Below are 19,086 nucleotides of genomic sequence, written 5' to 3'. Positions count from 1 at the left end.
AAATCGCCATGATAACACCTTTTAAAAACTATATAATAAAATAAAACGTTATTTATTTTTTAAATATATTTTTTCTAAACACAAACATACTCAGTGCAGATAAAACTAATGCTAGGCCACCAAATAAAGATACATTATTTTCTTGCCCACCTGTTGCTGCTAAAGATTTTTCACTTTCTTCTTTCTTCTTGCTAACTTGTTTATTTGACACATTTTCTTTCGTTGCTTGCTTCACTACTCCCTGTTCTTGTGCAGGTACTTGTACCGCTTCATTCTTCTGCACATTAGCTGTTCCTAATTCATTTGAGTCCTCTGTTTGTTTCTTAACGTTTTCTTCTGGCTTATTTATATTTTCACCCTCTGTTACATGTTCACTTGTCTCTTCTTTTGGCTTCTCTACTTCTGCCCCTGGCTTATTTGTTTCTTCTTTCGGCTTCTCTACCTCTGCCTCTGGTTTATTTGACTCTTCCTTCGGCTTCTCTACCTCTACCTCTACCTCTGGTTTATTTGTTTCTTCTTTCGGCTTCTCTATCTCTGCCTCTGGTTTATTTGTTTCTTTTTTCGGCTTCTCTACTTCTGCCTCTGGTTTACTTGCTTCTTCTTTCGGCTTCTCTACTTCTGCCTCTGGTTTATTTGTTTCTTCTTTCGGCTTCTCTACTTCTGCCTCTGGTTTACTTGCTTCTTCTTTTTCTGGTAACTCAATTTTTTCTACAATATTTTGAATCACTTCTCCACTGAACCATATGCCAAGTTCATAATAATCCGTTCCATCAAAAGCAAACTCATATTTTTTCTCTCCTGGAGTACTCCACACAATTGTACCCTCTTCGTCATTGAATGTTCCGCCTTCACTTTTCAGTGTAATATCTTCAAGAGGATTATCTTCCACATCATGAACAGGAATTTTCACCGCTTGATTCACTTGAGCATCTTCTAACATAATTTTTTGTTTTCTAAGATCAATTGTACTCCATTGGGATAGTTGGATAATTGGTTTTACATCACGAATTTCATTCCCAGGCAATTTTAATTTAATAAGATCTAGCATCGAGCTAAAAATTGTTATATCTTTAATTTTATTATCTGACAAATCTAAAAACCTTAATTCTTTAGCTTTCGTTAATGGCATTAGATCTTCTATTTTATTCTCTTTAATCTCTAGTTCAAATAACTTAGGAATATTACTGATTTCATCCAAATTACTAATATTATTATGATTTACTATTAATGAATCTAAATTCGTTAATTGTTGAATTCCTTGTAAAGATTCATTATTAATTTTATTAGCTGAAACATTTAACTTCTTCAACGAATTTAATGTAAATAATGTTTCTATATTTTTGGCATTATTGTTACTTATATTTAATGCCTCAATTTTTTCTAGCTTAACTAGCGGCTCTAAATTTTCTATTTTATTATTCGCTAAATTCACTGACTTCAAGTTTTTCAAATTCGAGATAAAATCTATATTTTTTAACTCAAATTTTTCTAATGTGAGGTCTTCTAAATTTGTCATATACTCTAATCCGGATAAATCGGCTATTCCATTATTCTGTCCATCGGTTATCTTTAATGTTTTAACCTTTAATAAATCTTCTTTCGTAATAGGAGTATTTACATCCGTCCTACCTAAACTATTTTTATTAATATGCTCTTTTAGTTTTTTATCTGGAATAACACTTAAATTTTCTTGTGTTGGAACTACAGTTTGAATGATAGTTCCATTAAAACGTAATTTATGATCTGGAGAACCTGTTTCTAAATTAAATTCATATGCCTTCTCTCCAGGGCTATTCCATTTCACAAAACCATTATTATGTGTGCCTCCTTCACTTACCCATCTAATATTTTGAAGAGGCTCTCCATTTAAATCATATACAGGAATCTTAATGTCCTCATTTACTACTCCTTCATTTAAGAAGATTTTTTGTCTATGCACTTTAACTACAAAACGCTTTGCAAACTCTTGAATAGGTCTTACATCAGCAATTTGATTCGCAATTAAATTAAGTTCATATAAATTCGTCAATTCACTAAGAGGTGATATATCAGAAATATAGTTTTCTTCTAAATCCAATGATTGTAAATTTTTCACTTTAGCTAGGGGTGTTACATCTCTAATCTCCGCATCATTAATTGAAAGTTCGATAAGGTTTTCCATTTTACTAATAGAATCAAGGTTATTAATATTAGTACTACCAGCCCACAATAACTTCACTTTATTTAATTGCTCAATCCCCGTTACGTCACTAATTTTATTATTAGCAATATATAATTTCTCTAAAGAAGGCATCGTAAATAAAGGTTTAATATCTGTAACTTCATTTCCTATTACATCTAACTCTTTCACCTTTTTTAACTGACTCAATGGTTTTAAATTCTTAATTTTATTATCTCGTAAATATAGAAATTGAAGTTTTTCTAACTGAGCAATAGGTTCAATATTTTCAATTTGACTTCTATCAACATTTAAGCTTTTTAATTTTTTTAAATTTGATATAGGGGAAATATCTTTCACATCAGATTCGAATATTACGAATCTCTCTAAATTAACCATATGTTGTAAACCTTCTAAACTATTAATACCTTTTCCAGCATATATTAATATTTCTTTAATTTGAGCAGCATCCTCCTTCGTGATAGGTGCATTAAGATCCTTACGTTCTAAAACAAGCTTGTTAATATACTGTTGTAATTTAGTATCAACTATTACGTTTTTCGCTTCTTCATTTTGTTCCGTTTGATTTTCTTTTTGCTCTTCCTTATTAGTATTATCACCATTAGCTAATTTCACTTCAAACTGTACCTGATACTTTTCATCATATCCCATAGATGGAATTAAAACATGCAGTTGCATTTTATATCTTTTTCCTAGTTCTCCAACTTCAAACTGAATAACTTTCGTTCCATTTTTCCTTTTATCTTCTGATAGTACTTTCACATCATGAAAAGTACCAGGATTTTGACTATCTTCTATTTTGAGATATTGGAAAAAATCACTATCATTTAGCGTAGCTGTTATAGTTTTTTTACCGTTCTCAATTGTTACTTTTGGTTCCTTTATATAAGATGTAGCTCTTGATTCTTCATTTGTTGCCCCATTATATGCTTTTAAAACAACATCATAAGTTCCATCCTTTAACGTGGATCCCGATTTATTCGCTTCACTTACTACAGCCGCCAATGCCGGCGTAGAATATGTAGCAAACGGCAACGACAACGTCGCCGCTATTAACATTGCATTTATATGTTTTCTTTTATTGTTCTTCAACCTTACATCTCCTCCAAAATATATAAATCTGAATGTAATCATATCTCGAGTAAATGATAATGATTTTCATTTTCAATGTCAACTGGAAATATAAATATTTTGCAAAAACTTCTTAAAAATTTCACAAAAAAATAACCCCTTTTAAAGGGGTTATTCCATATTTCATCTGATTCAGTTTCAAAAAAGCTTCTTATCGCTGAACAATATTCTTTAAACCTTTTAAAAAGCGACTAGATGCATAACAAACTTCACCATTAACCATATATACTTCACGCTTTTTCATATCAATTTCGGCAATATTATCTTTGTTCACCACATAAGAATTATGACAGCGATAAAAACGACTATCTAACTCGACTATCTCCTTTAACTTCCCATAAAACTCCACCTGTCTATTCATACCATGCAAAATAATTTTATGCAGTTGAGATGAAGTTTCAAAAAAGAGAATTTCATCATAATTAACACTAATTACTTTATCCCCCAGTTTTGTTTGGAATATTTTCTTGTTTCCATGTCTATTTGTAATATAACGCTTATTGGCTGTATCAATACAATCAATTACTCTTTTTTGAATATCAGTGAATTCATCTTTCGTAATGTAATCCATTGCTTCAACTTTGTAAGCGAACGTTAAGTAGGTCAATTCAGAATGTGTCGTGATAAACACGATAGAACCTCTTGTGTCATAATGGCGAATTTCTGCACCTAAAGCAATTCCACTTTTATCTGCTTGTAAATCTACATCTAAAAAATAGAGTCCCGTTGAATTATTTTCCTTTAAATAATCAATAACTTCTTGTGGTTCTCCAGTACAAACTACAATTTTCATATCTAAATTCTCGATCATAATATAATTTTCTATGTATTTTTTAAGACGCTCCCTTTGTTCTATTTCATCTTCACAAATAAATATTTCTAACATGTAACTCTCCCTCCTACTCAAATATTTCTAATTCCTGTATAAAATGTTCATCTTTTGTATATGTATCCAAAATAACATACTCGTACTTTGCAACTATTTCTTTCAAATTACTTAACCCTAATCCACGCTTTTCTCCCTTTGTTGAAAAACCTTTTTGATAAATCTTATATAGTGGAGGTACATTTGAACGACAAGTATTCGCTACAACAATAAGGACTGATCCTTCCCTTTTCATTACAGCTGCACGTATAGTCGGATTTTGGCATAACTGCGCTTCATCAATTGCATTGTCAAGCACAATACCAAGACATCGACATAAGTTAATAGAGTCCATATTTATATTTTCAATCGGTTCTACTACTTCAATAACAGTATCGATATTCAATTCTTGAGACTTGATTAATTTTGAAGACAATATCCCTTTTACTTCTTGAATCTTCAAATTTTTCAATGCTCCAAGTTTGTAATTATTTGATCGCATTCCTTGACTAATCGGCATAATTTTATCGTTAAAATAGCGATCTAAACTTTCAACATCCTTTTCACGAATATACTCAGACATAGTAGAAAGAATATTAATATAATCATGCCGGAACTTTTGCATATCTGTATATAGTTCTTCTAGATTTGCTGTATATTCTTGTAATCTTTCGTATTGTAATTGTTGATTCTTAATATTATTTTCTTTTATTATAATTCGTGTCAAAACAAAAAAAACAACAAGCAATAAAAGAAAATAAAAAGAAAATAATATACTATTGATTTGAATATTTTCCTTTGTAAATCCCTGCTGTTCTCCCATCAATATATTCACATAAAAAATGATAAATGTCATAATAACTAAAATTGCAATTAAAATACCATATCTTTTATTAAATATGTCATATATTTTCAATTTTCCCCATACAGCTTTGACAGCTAATGTTAAGAGAAGGAGTATCACAAAAATTTCTAATCCTAGTAATATCAAGTCCATCGAATTACTTTTCATCATAACTACCGTTTTTTTTAGAAAATAAAAATTGACCAATTGAGCCACATATTCACTTATAACCAGTAGAATAAATGAAATAACAGGAATAATAATACTCAAAAAGATACTTCTTGTTTTTATGACTAAACTAATAAGAATAAATAATATTATAAAAAAGACACCTAAAATACCCATTTTACTATAAATAAAATATCCTATAATTTGAGTCACTAATACCATACTTAATGTAAACTTTATATTCAATCTATTTTCATGCAAAATATGAATGGATAGGCCGATTGCTAACATTTCCATAAATATAATGAAAAAATCATACAAACAATACCACCTCTATGTTTTTTCATATCATTATATCACAATTCTTACCAATTAACTTCAAACTATCCACTCAAAAAAAATCTTTTCAGAATATTAAATCTTCAAAATAATCTTTTTGGAATTAACACTATTCTTTTTCTTTATTTAGTTTCAGTAATTCAGTAGGGACGCTCGGTTCATATCCAAATCCTATACACAACTTCTCAGTTGCTGCTTCCCCACTCTTGATTGCAATATATCCAAGTGCTTTTGATACATTATACTTCACTTCATCCATTAATCTCTTCTTCATATTTTTCATAATTATTTCGACCCCTTTTTAATAGTTTGTATGTAATCGGTAAAATAAACACTATTTGTAGAGCGATACCTAAAACAAGTAAAGACTTGATCATTTGATTAGGAACAATTAACGCAATAAATATAATAAATAAACATGTTACAATAGCTTCTTTTCTTAATTTTTTTCTTCTATCTAATCCTATTAAAGGATTTTTTTCTGTATCAGCTGGTGCATAACGATATAAACATAGGATAAATATGAGGCTTAAGCCTAAAATTGAATAATTACTTAACACAATATACGGAGCTATTAAAGACATACCAACAAGCAAAATGACACTAATTATTGTACAATGAGCGCTTGATTTCGCATGTAATCCAAAAGAGACTCTTCTTACTGCAAAATACGCACTATGCAAAATGAAAGTCTGAAACAATACCCCACACAAAATAGCCATTCCATAAACAAATATAGCTTTTGAAAAATTAATGAGAATTGTCTCAATACCTAATTTCATTTTTAAATATTCAATTTGTCCACCTTTGCAGTTGTTATTGGTCCAAAGGGCTATTTTACTAGCAATTTCTTCCGTCAAATTAACTTCAATTCCTACCTCTTCCTTCATGTTTATCACCTCTGTAACCAATAATACAAGCTGTATACTAAAAGGATTGATTTTTATAATATGTTAGTTTTTTTTCATCCTAATTGTGAATTCCTTTTTTCTATTCATTTCATAAGTGTATTAAAAATTGACTTATCTGCTAAAATACAAAAAAATCCCTCATTAAGGGGTGCTCCTTAATGGGGGATTTTAAGTTTACTATTTGGCTTTTAGCACGTCTCATTACGATAGAAAACTATATCCTTAATCAAAAATTTTCTTTCATATATGTTTACTAGATCTATTTATTCTCCAATGAAGTGAGACAACAACTATGTTGTCATACTTCATTGGAGAATAATACTATAAATTAAATCGTTTATGAAGTTGAATCATTTATATTCTACATACTTTCATATACGCCAATGTTAATCAGGCAATAAACGCTATACTTATATCATTACATTCCACCTTATACTAAAAAGAGTCCCCTCTTCCTTGAATCTATCACTAAATTTCACAATTTTTAGGGAACCCTTACTTTAAAGTTCTATTCATATTTCTCTTCATTTTGCTAAGTACATCTCTCTATGATATTCAGTTTTAGGATATAAAATTATATTTTTACTATATCCCTCCAAAGTTAATTTGTTAATACTCAACTGACTTCGGATTGGTACTTGAATATTTTCTGCAATTTCATTATACAATTCAAACGCATTAATAAATAATATTCTTTGAATAAAAAAGAACAATAGTGCTTCATCTGAAAATTGAATTGAGGAAAGACTTTGTTTCTTAAATTCTAATTTAGGTAAAATAAATGTCTCTGTAAAAACTATTGGTCCAACTTCAATGTTTTCTTTATCTACATCAAATACCAACACCTTTGTTTTCAAGTGTTCCATTTGCTGTAGAGACTCATAATGTGTTAAATCACTCATTACAATCCCATAATCTTGTAAAGATTCAAAATCTACCTTATCGTTCTTTTCAATTTCTATAAAAGATATTTCTTTTAACATTTTAAATAAAGATTTATACTTATCTTCACTCGTAATTAACAATACTTTAGAACTTCTTTTTCCTTCGATATATTCCCCTAAATATTGAAATGTTTTTTCGAAAGATCTTGATGAAATAAATACATCCTTCATCGTTAATAAATTTTGTCTTACTGCTATACATATTTCTGCTTCCTGTGTTGAATTACAAAAATAAAATAATTCTGGATATTTCATTTGAACTTGTTTAACAAAATAATGTTCCTTTATTTCCTTTGAATACACAAATTCTTTCCCTATGCCCATATAAAATAATTTTTCTAAAATATTATAATTTAATTGTTTAGCACGGAAAGCACACACAATTTTTTTAGCAATAATATCTTCAATAGTAATAACACTATTATTCTCTGTTAGAAAATATTTTTGTTTTAACATGTACATATATTAGCCACCTACCCTAATAAAAGTGTATATAAAGTTGTTTTAGAATTCCCTATGAGTTTATTCATTGCATTATCATAAAAGCCACCTAGGGGCAAAGATTTAATATTTAAATACTCAGCTACGAGTTGTATATTTTGTCCAATATGTCCCGCTTCTTGCTGAACAAGCTTATATGAAATATCCGTATATTTCTCAGAGATTTTCATTAAATCTACACTTAATACTATGGCGAACTGTGCTGTAGCTGCTCCTGCTTGTGCAATAAATGCTTTTCGAATAATATCCCAATCGACAAATCTTTCACCTATTAAGGTGTGATTATCCATATTAAGTCTACAAATAGTTCCCGCTTGTATAACATCCTGATCTACTCGGTTATTATTAAACAAATAATGAATGTTGACTAAATATTGCGCTCCACCTGAAGGATAATTACGGTTCCTTTTAGAATTTCCAATAAAGGCCAATTGCGAAAATTTTGCTATCAAGTCTAAATTGATATGTTGGTTGTTTAAAAATGGCATAGGCCATGAATGACGATTTAATAATATTTTTTCAAATTCATTTTCTTCTTGGATTTTATATTCTAAAGGGACACTATTAGACTGTTTCTCGATAGTAGGAGTTCGTTCCCGATGTTTATAGACTTGCGTCATTGTATAAGCTGGATCATTTATTGATGCATAATGATAGTCAATAAACTTTGGTGCTACATCTACCTTAAAGTCCCATAACTTCATTTGAATAATCCCCTTTTTTCAAAAATACCCTTGATAGTAAGTATTCATTTTGTGGTGATAAACCTAGACGATTATTTAACATATGAATGTGAGAAATTAAAATGTAATACATCGTTTCTTTTGTATAAACATTTTGATGTTCCATAATTAATTTAAGATTATTCTCCATACTCTCAAAATACTTATTATATACCTTGGGAATACTTTCTTTGTTCTCAAGCTGCTCTAATCTTGTTTGTAATAAACCTTGTATCTTACTTAATTCTTCTCTATCTTTAAAAGAACTCCAAACTTGATTATAGTTACTAAAAAATACTTCTCTTGCTGGAGCAATTCCAAGCTTTTCAGCCATTTTATAACTATAAAACATCACATCAAACGCTATAATATACCTCTTAGGCCAAGCTATCTCCTGAATTACATAACTCGCCAATTCAGAAGAATATGAGAATAATTCTTCTGAGAATGAAACAGCCTCTTCTCCACCATACCTCGCTACTTCTGGAACATATAAAATATCTTGTATAGAAAAATTAGGATATACTTTTAAATCCTTGACCCCTTCTAATTGAACAACTCGATCATCATAAGACACTTCAGAGAATTTTTCATTCTGATACTCCAACTGAAAGTCTCTTAATGTATCTTCTAATTCTTTTTCAAAATCATGTTTCACTTGCAGTTCCTTAATCTTATACCTCAAACGTATATGTGGTCCCCCTTGCCAATACCGAATAAAAAACCACTTATCTAAAGCGTATCTATTAATTAATGGTAGAAGATTCTCCTGTAGAAACACATCCACTAGCTTATAATCATGAATAAAAATATGTTTTGATGTCCACATTCTCTTTCACCCCTTCTATTTTATTTTAATTAGAATTTTTATATCTTTATATATAGAATGAACCTACTTCTCCTCTATTTTGAAACGCTACTACCGAATAACCAATTAAATCATTAGAACCCAAACCTACTTTTAACTTTATATATCGATCATTATAATTTTTTAAACATCTAGAAGAATACCCCGCCTTTGCCATATAGGTAGAGAGAAATTGTGCTAACATCCCCATTGTATGGAAAACAATTTGTATATCCTTTATTTCTTTATAGTCAGGAATATTCATAAAACACCAGAAATTAATTCCGGTAAAGTTTATATACTCATGATACTCTTTCAGTATATCTTTATATTCCAAATGACAATTTGCTTTACTTACAAAAATTAAGCCTTTCCTATTCAAACGATAGTACCCTCTTTTGAAATTTTTAACATCATTAATGTAAAAATACAGTTCAATTGGTGTACTATTTATACATTCCTTCAAATAATAAATTATACTTGTAAATGATTCTTCCGATAAACTTCTATTAAAAATAACATCTCCACTTCTCACTTGATTGGATGATCTAGCCCGAAAATCCGATATAGTAAATAGATTCATCATTTCCCCTAGATTAGTTAGATTATGAGACGAAAAAGAATGATTCATATAATTTTGATCGTGATTTATCGGTTCTGTAACGTTATAATTATTCAAATTTACTTTCATTGCAATCGGAATTGTAATATAGTTACCTCTAAAATACTCTTTCATTTCAGTTGTCATTAATAATTCAGAACAGTAATCATACGATACGTCTATTTGCTGCATTGCGTATTCAATGTTAAACATGGCATGTCCCACACTTAGAGCCGAAAGCATCTTATGAAATTCACCATACAAAAATTGAGTCTTACTATCATCAGAAAACAATAGAATATACGTTTCTCCCGGGTTAACTTTCACTAAATTGTTCTTATTCATTATAATTTCGTTTGTGATTGGGCAAAAAGAGTACATTGTATTATGATGAACCACGGCTACACGAATCGATGGATGATTCCTAGCCTTTGGTGTTAAGGTGTGAAAATAATATTTACTAGCAAAATCTACTCGATGAATAACTTCTAACATATTGAACACCCAATATAAGAGTTTTTCGAAAGTATCTGCTTCCTTTAATTCGATTTTTCTTTCTAGGTTCTCGAAATATCTTTGTTCTTTCCTTCTATAAAAATATCTATGTGGAGAAATCCACTCTCCATACGAGAAATACTCATACCTATCATCGGAAAATTTAGATAAAAAAGACTGATCCATTCTCATACATCTCCTTATGGAAATGGATGTGGGATTTTTTCCATCCACTCTGTATCCACATACCCTCTTCCCTTATACGCTATTGCTTTTTCCACTCTTGATTTCACGATTCTTCTATTTTGATGCCCAAATGTCATTGTTAACATTTTAGGGACAACATATTTCACATTAACAAACCCTAATTCATTTAAATTCATATTTTCTGTAGCTGCTCGGTACGCCTTATCTGAAATTTCTAATATTTTTCCATGGAAATACTCTAATACTTCCGTATATTTCCCGTTAAATTCCAAATAATATTTTTCTAATTCATCATCTGTTATATGATATGGCGTATTAAGTGCAAATTCTAAATATGATCTCATTTCTTGATTAGAATACAGTAATAAATGATCTTCTAGTCTACTTACCTTAGTTGGATCCTTTAAAAGCATTTTTTTTCTCTGTTGAAAATCTTCTCCTCGGAATAAATTAGAAAATACAGAAATGGCAGTTGTTGCTTCAATTAATGCTTTTTCAATTGCATCTTCTAAATCAAACGATGTAGCTGCAGCTGTATAAAATGCCATATCACTTTCTTTAGGATCCTGCTTTTCAAGTAATACCCATATTGTAGGAATTTTTAATTCTATAGAAATATCAAAAACATGAACTTTAATACCTTTCTTTTGCAAAGCTACTATATAGTTTTGAATCTTTGATGATTTTAAAGACTCTGTTTCAATGCGGATTGGCGGGATTTTTCCATACCATGTACATAAGAAAGAATCACGTTCAAACAATTCCAACATTGCAAATAAACTTGCCTCTTCAAGAGTAGATCCTAATGCACTTCCATTCGAGCTTTCAAAAATATATCGCTTCTCATCCGAAGAATGATGTGAATCAAAATACACAATTTGCTCTGGGATTAATGCTTTCTTTCTCTTATGCAAGGCATCTACCTCTGTATAATAGATAGGAGTATCCGCACTATATTCACCCGTCTCAAGATTATTTAACTCAATGATTTCTGAAATCTTTAAATCAATATTTTCATTCTCCTTCTCCCGAAAATGGTAAGGAGATCTTTTATATGGAAAAGCAGTTGCATAACGTTCTAATGATTCTAAAATAGCTGTGTAACGCGATTTTTCATATGTACTTGTTCTACCATAAGATAGCATAGAAACATTTTTATAATATACCTCTGTTTCTACCATAGGTAATCCATAAGAATCACCAGATCTATTGATTCTATTAATTAAAGAGAACCTATTTTTATAAAGAAGTGGTTTAAACTTCTGTAATCGATTTTTTACATTCTCCCATTTATCTTGACGAGGGTTTAATTTTTCAAATAGATATCCTTCTTTCTTACTATCTCTCTTTACATAATTGATATCGTCAGATGAACAGTGTAGACAATCTCCTCTTTTAAATGTGCTTACTAATTCACATTCTTTTGTAATTCGATTAAAAATATAAATGATGCCTTGTTCTTCTTCATCTGCAATTTTTTCTAAATATGATTTTACGATCTCTTCTTCCACATCATTAAGTGCCAAATGCTTAGCAGTAGAAAAATAATATTCACTTAATTTCTGCTCTTTTACTCGTTCTTGAAAACAATTAAAACAAGCAGAACTATAGGTGCGAATAGGACCAATAAATATAAATTGTTTATTAAAGTAAACTGATATTTCTCCAATTCCTACTTCATGATAATTAGCTAAATCTGTTATATATTTTACTTTCATGCTCTCATCTCCCAAACATTATATGCGAATCCTATTTCTTTAAGAATAGAGCTTATATTCGTATGATTCCATGAAATATTATTCCTATTAAGTACATTCACATTATGCTCTGCACTTCCATAATTTCCATTTAGCCTTCTTTGATTTATAAGTTCTAATTCAAAAAATCCTGCTTTTTCTAACTCAATCCCATTCTCAATTGAACTTATAAATGTATAAATCACTCCTGGAATGTACTCTAGCTGATAAATAGGAATCTTATATTGATAAACCTTGTCTAGCTGCTGATCTGTAATACGAATACGATATTTACCATCATCTTGCAATTCAATAGAAGTATATACTGCAATATTTCTCTCAGCTAACAATTCTTGGATCGTTTCAAACTCTTCTAACTCCTCTAACTCCACTTTCTTTACAACTTTATTTGTATAACTATTAACAGTGTCATGAATTATCTTTTCATTTTGCAAAATTGTATAATGGTTTCCATAACTTTCCCTTAATACTTCGGCAAAAACCACTTCAGTTACATATTTACTAAGTCGCTCATAATTTAAGTCAGCTAAATACATATTTACAAGTTTGTTATCAGTAGAGTAATACTGTATTGTAAATACTTGTAAAGGCAACTGATTGTAAATACCGTACTCAGGATTCCCATTAAAAGACTGAATCCTTGAGCAATACGTATCTAAGAAAATCTCCAAGGCATTTAATGATTTAATAGAATCTGAATCACTTAACTCTTCTGTAAGCTGCTCTTTCGTATTAAAAGAATTAAGGTTAAACCACTTTTTCTTTTTCACTTCTAATTCATCATTAATTAGAAATACGGATTCTTCTTCTCTCAAAATGATTGCTTCAATTAAACTATAAAAATTGAATTTTGATAGTAATTTCGGTGTGATTTTATCGCGACTCACACTTTTTTCTCTCATATATAGGAGCTTACTTTTTTCTTTAGGCGCAATAATTATTTCATTATTAGCGTTTAAAAAATTATTTATTACTTTTATCCTTGAATTATTAATTGAAACAACTAGATCTTCTTCACTATGTTTTAGTAGTCTATATGATACATCATTCATGTCACATAAATTAGCAATTTCAGTAGCAGCTAAAAAATCCTCTCTAATTTCTACTGTACATGCTTCAATTACACTTAAATCATCTGTAATTGAATTTGATTGTGTTTCAATAATTGGATAGTATAGTTTATCTTGATGTTTCCTTAGCAATGCCCGATCAATCGAGTAGATCATGCCAATTTTTCTTAGAAAATCTATAATCTTCTTATATTGAGGATATGCTTCATATGCCTGCTTTTCCTCTAACCCATCTGCAAAGACTCCTAACATTCGATGAATTTTCACATATTCTTCTTCATCAATTTTAATTGTGAATTTTTGATTGTGACTCACAAAAAACATTTTATTATCTTTATAATAGAATCGAAAAGCACTTCTATACTTTAAATAGTTCAATTATCTCATCCTCTCTGTTTTTTAGCTCTCCCTACAATTACTCCTAATGCGATTAAAAAGACTACGATAACATAAGCGATAGAGTAAACTGTTTTACTGTTTAACTCAAACATTTGGTTCCAAATATCAATGAAAATATGGTTAATATGGTAAACTGGATTCGCTTTTGCAATATATTGTACGAACTTAGGGCTGCTTGCGATTGGCATTGTAAAATCTCCAGTAAACATGACTACTTGGAAAATAACAATTGAAAATACTAATGCACTTTTCATTTCATTAAAGAATGAATAAATAGCTGAAGATATTGTTAATAAAATCGCATTAATTCCGATAAATGCAAGGTAAGAAAATAATAAAGTTTTCCATTCTAATGATAGATCGTATACAGTCATTCCAATTATTAAAATTGTTGTAAATCCTAAAGATGTAATAATAATAGATTTTAAAATATTTGACATGAGTAACAATTGTGCATTAACAGGAGCTACACTAATTCGCTTTTCAATCCCTAATGAACGATTCATTACTTGATCAAAACCAAATGCGAAGAAAACAACTGAAAATGTAATTAAGATAATAAATGATGGTGTGTAAAATTGTACATAATTCAAATTGTCTCCATAAACCTTATTGTCAAATAGCTGTCCCATAAACACATATGATGCTGGTGGCATAATAACTGTGAAGACTAAATAAAAGAGTTCTCTAAAAAACATTTTAAGATCATATTTTAATTGTGTAACAAGCATATTTACTCCTCCTTTTATACTCCTACTTGTGATAAATAAAAGTCATTAATTGATTGATGCCCTTCATTCTTCAAAATATTCTTTGGCGTATCAAATACTTCATCTACTCCATTATTAATAAGAAGTACCTTATCACAATAACGTTCTACCTCATCCATATAATGTGTTGATAATAATACTGTTCCATTTTGTTCTTTATTGTATTTAATAATGTTTTTCCATAACACATCGCGCATATGTGGATCCAGCCCTGTTGTTGGTTCATCTAAAATAATAAGCTTAGGATTAGTCATAAAAGCTATTGCTAATGCTACTCTTTGCTTCCAACCACCAGATAATTTATCAAAATATGTTTTTCGATGCTCTTCTAATTGGAAATTTTCAATAATTTCATCAACATTTATAGACTTACCATAATAAGATTTAAATAGATGTAATAGTTCTATCACCTTTAAATTTTTATAAAAATTAGTAGATTGTAACACAATAGATATGTTTTCCTTTATACTATCTAAATCACTTCCACTTAATGCTTTAAGATTCTTATTAAATAAAATAACTTCTCCGTCATCATACTTTCGGATTGTCATAAGTGTTTCTAAAAAGGTTGATTTTCCTGCACCATTCTTACCAATAACAGCAATAACTTCTCCTTGTTTTGCTTCGAAATTTAATCCCTTTAAAACCTTTTTTTCTCCATATGATTTGTGAATATTTTTTACTTTTATATTTAACATTTTTATCTACTCCTTTTTGAACGAATATTCAACCAAATATTCATTAAGTGGGATATTTGCTTCTGGCAAAACTTCTTCTATATATAATGCTCCTGAATTTTCAATCGCATTTTGGATCTCATGTATAAAGAACTTCATGATGACCGGTGATTCAATATCAAAAAAGATTGGTTTTTCTACCATAAAATCTCCATTTTGACGATAATGTTTAAGGAAAAATTGTTTTGGTAATTGTTTTTGCTTGAAATACCCATTTAATTCCTCGTATAATTCATGTGCTTCTAGTTTTGATTCTAAAATGCCCTTTAGATCTTCCATTATCACCTTCCATTTTTTCCTTGATAAAACTACATTACCAAACGTAATTCGTGGCACATAATTTTCTTCTTTTACCAGCGAAGTAATATCAAAATTTAATCTCCCTGATTGAAATAGATACAACATAACAGATAAAATACCAGGTAAAAACATTGGAACAAGTGATGATTTATACACTAAATTACATATTTTGTCATTATCATCTAAAAATTCTATTTTTTTCTTTTCTGTGTTATAACGTACTTTAAAATCTCTTACTTGCTTCGCATCCTTATGATTAAATCGTTGATAACCTACATCTAAATTGACGATATTATGAGATTTTCTTTCATGAATTCCACCGTTAAATCCAAATAATTCATCTACCTCGTAACAGTTATCTTCATTAAGTACACGCTCTATATAGTTCGAATATTCCTTTGTTTCATAATGCGGCATGAAAAAATCTTTAAATCGTGATATGAATTTTTCTTGGCCATCATATACATTATTAAGCACAATATTTTCATCAGTTGTTTCTTGCAAAAATAGTGTATAAGAAATATTACTATCCTTTTTTATATATTCTGGAATAAGGCTCGTATATTTTTCGATTAACAGTTCAATATCGATTACTTCTACTGATTGATCTACGTTTAAAATAAGCGATTCAAATTCTTTCAAAAATTGATCTCGAAGTTCATCCAACTGCTGAATTTCTTTTGCTTTCGCTTCTTTATAACGATATTTCTGGTTTTGATAATATGGATAAAATTGATGAATTTCACGAAAGAAAACTTCATTTAACAAATTACTATTCGATAGTTTTTCAGTACTTTTTCCATATTTCTCATAAAATAATTGAGCTATCTCATATTGAACACGCACATTGACATCAAATAATAAGATGAAATCAGCTAGCCCCTCTAAAAAAGATTTACGAATCTTAGGTGTAATGGTATCTTTTCGAACATCTTTAAAGATTACATCTTCATATATAATCTCACTACCAATCTTTTTATCCCCTTTTTGTAGTAATGAGAGAATTCTTTTTATTTCATTCCAATCATTGATCCGCTCAAAAGAACTACTTTTCTCAAAAGAATGTAATGCAGCATGTAGCTCTTCTAATAAAGGTATTATTTCTTTTCCTACTTCATATTCTTCTAAAAATTGAATGATAGAAGTAATGATCCCTCTATTATTTGGAATTGTTATACACTGTCGTAATAACTTCAATTCGACTAACTTACGAAATAATTGAAGTTCTTTGCCTTGGTAAATCGTAATCTTGCTTGCTATTTGTTTAAATTGTTCAAACCCAATTACTTTCTGTTTATTTTCATGTAAAAATTGAATTAACTTTTCATCAAGTTTATATTCAACAAATTTATCGCTAGTCTCTAATACTTTCTTTGATTGTTCCACATCATTTTGTGTCACATAATAAATACCTTGTTCTTTGCTTCCAAAGTTCTCTACTTTCACTGGAATACGTTGTAATGCTTGTTCATTACTTCGTAGATAACGGTGGATCGTTTGTAAAATAACCGCATGATTCAATTCACTATACGATGTTTTTTCAAATTCAATCTCTTCCGTGTTAGAGACCAGTCCTGTTTTTGTTAGATGAGAAAATGGACTTGTTTTCATTGAAGAACGAACTAACATTTTCAGAAGAAAATAATCCAATTTCTTTAATTTCTTACTATGTTTTTCAACTTCTTCACTTGTATATTTCTTAATTTTTTGATAAATTTCATTATTATAAAATACGATAGATTTTAAAACTTCTTCATCATCTATACTTTTTTGCAAAATTTCTCTATTAGCTTTCAATACACGTGTGTATTCCTCAGCAAGTTCTTCAGTAAGTTTTGCATTTTGTGCTAATAGGTCAACAAAATTCCCAAGCATAGATTTCAATTCAGTATTTTTACATATTTTAATATATTTCTCTATACGACCTATCCTTATGTTATGAATATCTCTTTTTAAATTTAATAAACTCATCTCTTTTACTAAAGCAAATTCATTTTCAATCTTAACAATTAGTCTTTCTTTAATTATTGCTAATTGATCTTCATTTTTTTTTATGACATGTAATACATCCTGTAATGAAGCTGATGTTGCCATCATTTCATTGTACCAACCTTTTGTAACGTCACTTCCTCTATACAGAACTATTGGGTTTTTTAAAATCTCATATTTCAAGAGAAATCTCCTTTCTCCAATTTATGTTATAGGTTGTTTCTGTAAACCGATAAGCCATATAAATAAATAATTGTTTCTTTAATGCGCTGATTTTCAAAAAGGGAAACGAAAGATAGAGAATATTAATTAAGAATCGATATACTGTTGCATTTTGGTTTGAAGCAAAATTTGTATTCTTAGCATACATAGCAAACTTGCTATGAAAATCATTTTTAAATTTCCCTTCTAATTCCGAAAATGTTGTTTCTAGATCCTTAAGATATTGTTTATCAATATTTTCAATAATTTTTTCTGCATAACTTTCAAATATTAGTTGCCACTCTCGTTGCCATCTAGCAATAAAATCTTGATGCTCGTTAGCAAACGTTTGAACTTCAGAAATGTTTTTTTCAAAAAACATTTCAAATCCACTCTCTGTATATTTTAATGATTGATTTTTAGAGAGCTCTAAAAATCCTTGAACATGAGATATAAAAGAGAAATACCCTTTATTTGCACCATCTACTTTGTAACATTCTGAAACAGCATGAAATAAAGCTGGATACATTACTTCAGGTTTTATTTCATTTTCATATAGATATAAGTATGTCTCTTCTAAAATAGGTTGTAACTGAATACGAGCTTGATGTATTACATTAGTTAGTTCTTGATTGTAGTATACAAACTTATTTTCTTGAATTTCGACAGTACCATGTTCTTTTAAAACGTTACCCGCTTCTTTTTTTTCTAATAAAGCGATGGTCTCTAGACTTTTCTGATATTTACTCTTTATCTCTTCATACTGCTCTGGGTCTATTGAAATTTGATCTATTTGTTGTTGTATATTATTTTTCAATACAAGTATCTGTTCCAAAGGCACCGTTTCACTAAAAGTTACAACTATATGTGGACCATGTTCCCACGAGCGAGCAATATAATATGCTCCTATGTCTTTAGTATATTCTCTTAATAAACGAATAATATAATGATCTTGTGATTTTTTGTAATTATATATTCTTATATCTTTCATTTGAATTCCCTTCATAATCTTTAGGATATTTGAAACCTTAGCATGAACCGCAGCACGACGATGATCCACATGTTGATGACGCTGAACAACTACTTGTTCCACTACTCGCTGTTGTTTC

Annotated in this window: 15 protein-coding genes; all 15 read right to left on the bottom strand. The window is 29.5% G+C overall.

What is annotated here, in order from left to right; translation table 11 throughout:
- Positions 1-52: 52 nt before the first annotated feature.
- Positions 53-3,271 (bottom strand): leucine-rich repeat domain-containing protein, encoded by a 3,219-nt coding sequence (locus VF726_RS25445; RefSeq protein ID WP_440172931.1) that lies wholly within the window; start codon positions 3,269-3,271, stop codon positions 53-55.
- A 190-nt stretch (positions 3,272-3,461) separates the two neighbouring features.
- The gene (locus tag VF726_RS25440) at positions 3,462-4,196 is read right to left on the bottom strand and encodes a LytR/AlgR family response regulator transcription factor (protein WP_002195059.1); all 735 of its coding nucleotides are present in this window, start codon (positions 4,194-4,196) and stop codon (positions 3,462-3,464) included.
- 13 nt (positions 4,197-4,209) lie between these two features.
- Positions 4,210-5,508, bottom strand: coding sequence for a sensor histidine kinase (locus tag VF726_RS25435; protein ID WP_440172930.1), 1,299 nt, complete (start codon positions 5,506-5,508; stop codon positions 4,210-4,212).
- Positions 5,509-5,635: 127 nt separating this feature from the next.
- Positions 5,636-5,809 (bottom strand): cyclic lactone autoinducer peptide, encoded by a 174-nt coding sequence (locus VF726_RS25430; RefSeq protein ID WP_071716189.1) that lies wholly within the window; start codon positions 5,807-5,809, stop codon positions 5,636-5,638.
- Positions 5,778-6,416 carry an accessory gene regulator B family protein gene (locus tag VF726_RS25425; RefSeq protein ID WP_002195056.1) on the bottom strand — a complete coding sequence of 213 codons (639 nt, stop codon included), beginning with the start codon at positions 6,414-6,416 and terminating at the stop codon, positions 5,778-5,780. The genes VF726_RS25430 and VF726_RS25425 overlap by 32 nt, the downstream gene beginning before the upstream one ends.
- Positions 6,417-6,961: 545 nt before the next feature.
- Positions 6,962-7,843: a hypothetical protein gene (locus VF726_RS25420; RefSeq protein ID WP_440172929.1), complete on the bottom strand. Its 882-nt coding sequence runs from the start codon at positions 7,841-7,843 to the stop codon at positions 6,962-6,964.
- A gap of 11 nt (positions 7,844-7,854) precedes the next feature.
- On the bottom strand, positions 7,855-8,586 hold the full coding sequence (locus VF726_RS25415) for a SagB/ThcOx family dehydrogenase (RefSeq protein ID WP_002195054.1): 732 nt from the start codon (positions 8,584-8,586) through the stop codon (positions 7,855-7,857).
- Positions 8,567-9,433 carry a thiopeptide-type bacteriocin biosynthesis protein gene (locus tag VF726_RS25410; RefSeq protein WP_440172928.1) on the bottom strand — a complete coding sequence of 289 codons (867 nt, stop codon included), beginning with the start codon at positions 9,431-9,433 and terminating at the stop codon, positions 8,567-8,569. Before VF726_RS25410 ends, VF726_RS25415 begins: the two co-directional genes overlap by 20 nt.
- 46 nt (positions 9,434-9,479) lie before the next feature.
- Positions 9,480-10,733 (bottom strand): hypothetical protein, encoded by a 1,254-nt coding sequence (locus VF726_RS25405; protein WP_440172927.1) that lies wholly within the window; start codon positions 10,731-10,733, stop codon positions 9,480-9,482.
- A gap of 14 nt (positions 10,734-10,747) precedes the next feature.
- Positions 10,748-12,472 carry a YcaO-like family protein gene (locus VF726_RS25400; protein ID WP_440172926.1) on the bottom strand — a complete coding sequence of 575 codons (1,725 nt, stop codon included), beginning with the start codon at positions 12,470-12,472 and terminating at the stop codon, positions 10,748-10,750.
- Complete coding sequence (locus VF726_RS25395; protein ID WP_440172925.1) at positions 12,469-13,959, bottom strand: hypothetical protein; 1,491 nt, start codon at positions 13,957-13,959, stop codon at positions 12,469-12,471. The genes VF726_RS25400 and VF726_RS25395 overlap by 4 nt, the downstream gene beginning before the upstream one ends.
- A gap of 5 nt (positions 13,960-13,964) precedes the next feature.
- Entirely contained in the window at positions 13,965-14,711 is a 747-nt protein-coding gene (locus VF726_RS25390) for an ABC transporter permease (RefSeq protein ID WP_001974676.1), read from the bottom strand.
- A gap of 14 nt (positions 14,712-14,725) precedes the next feature.
- Positions 14,726-15,448, bottom strand: a complete 723-nt coding sequence (locus VF726_RS25385; RefSeq protein WP_001974674.1) for an ABC transporter ATP-binding protein — start codon at positions 15,446-15,448, stop codon at positions 14,726-14,728.
- A 6-nt stretch (positions 15,449-15,454) separates the two neighbouring features.
- The gene (locus VF726_RS25380) at positions 15,455-17,959 is read right to left on the bottom strand and encodes a lanthionine biosynthesis protein (protein ID WP_440172924.1); all 2,505 of its coding nucleotides are present in this window, start codon (positions 17,957-17,959) and stop codon (positions 15,455-15,457) included.
- Positions 17,949-19,086: hypothetical protein (locus VF726_RS25375; RefSeq protein ID WP_440172923.1), on the bottom strand; the 1,138-nt coding region annotated here is incomplete at its 5' end. The genes VF726_RS25375 and VF726_RS25380, both read right to left, overlap by 11 nt.

This window comes from Bacillus sp. Brlt_9 (genome assembly GCF_051948935.1).
In the GTDB taxonomy this organism is placed as follows: domain Bacteria; phylum Bacillota; class Bacilli; order Bacillales; family Bacillaceae_G; genus Bacillus_A.
This window is presented reverse-complemented; position numbering and strand designations above follow the sequence as displayed.

Bases quoted from the DNA above. Each gene is read 5' to 3' on its own strand.
- VF726_RS25440 (WP_002195059.1), bottom strand. From the start codon at position 4,196: ATGTTAGAAATATTTATTTGTGAAGATGAAATAGAACAAAGGGAGCGT.
- VF726_RS25430 (WP_071716189.1), bottom strand. From the start codon at position 5,809: ATGAAAAATATGAAGAAGAGATTAATGGATGAAGTGAAGTATAATGTA.
- VF726_RS25425 (WP_002195056.1), bottom strand. From the start codon at position 6,416: ATGAAGGAAGAGGTAGGAATTGAAGTTAATTTGACGGAAGAAATTGCT.
- VF726_RS25420 (WP_440172929.1), bottom strand. From the start codon at position 7,843: ATGTACATGTTAAAACAAAAATATTTTCTAACAGAGAATAATAGTGTT.
- VF726_RS25415 (WP_002195054.1), bottom strand. From the start codon at position 8,586: ATGAAGTTATGGGACTTTAAGGTAGATGTAGCACCAAAGTTTATTGAC.
- VF726_RS25410 (WP_440172928.1), bottom strand. From the start codon at position 9,433: ATGTGGACATCAAAACATATTTTTATTCATGATTATAAGCTAGTGGAT.
- VF726_RS25405 (WP_440172927.1), bottom strand. From the start codon at position 10,733: ATGGATCAGTCTTTTTTATCTAAATTTTCCGATGATAGGTATGAGTAT.
- VF726_RS25400 (WP_440172926.1), bottom strand. From the start codon at position 12,472: ATGAAAGTAAAATATATAACAGATTTAGCTAATTATCATGAAGTAGGA.
- VF726_RS25390 (WP_001974676.1), bottom strand. From the start codon at position 14,711: ATGCTTGTTACACAATTAAAATATGATCTTAAAATGTTTTTTAGAGAA.
- VF726_RS25385 (WP_001974674.1), bottom strand. From the start codon at position 15,448: ATGTTAAATATAAAAGTAAAAAATATTCACAAATCATATGGAGAAAAA.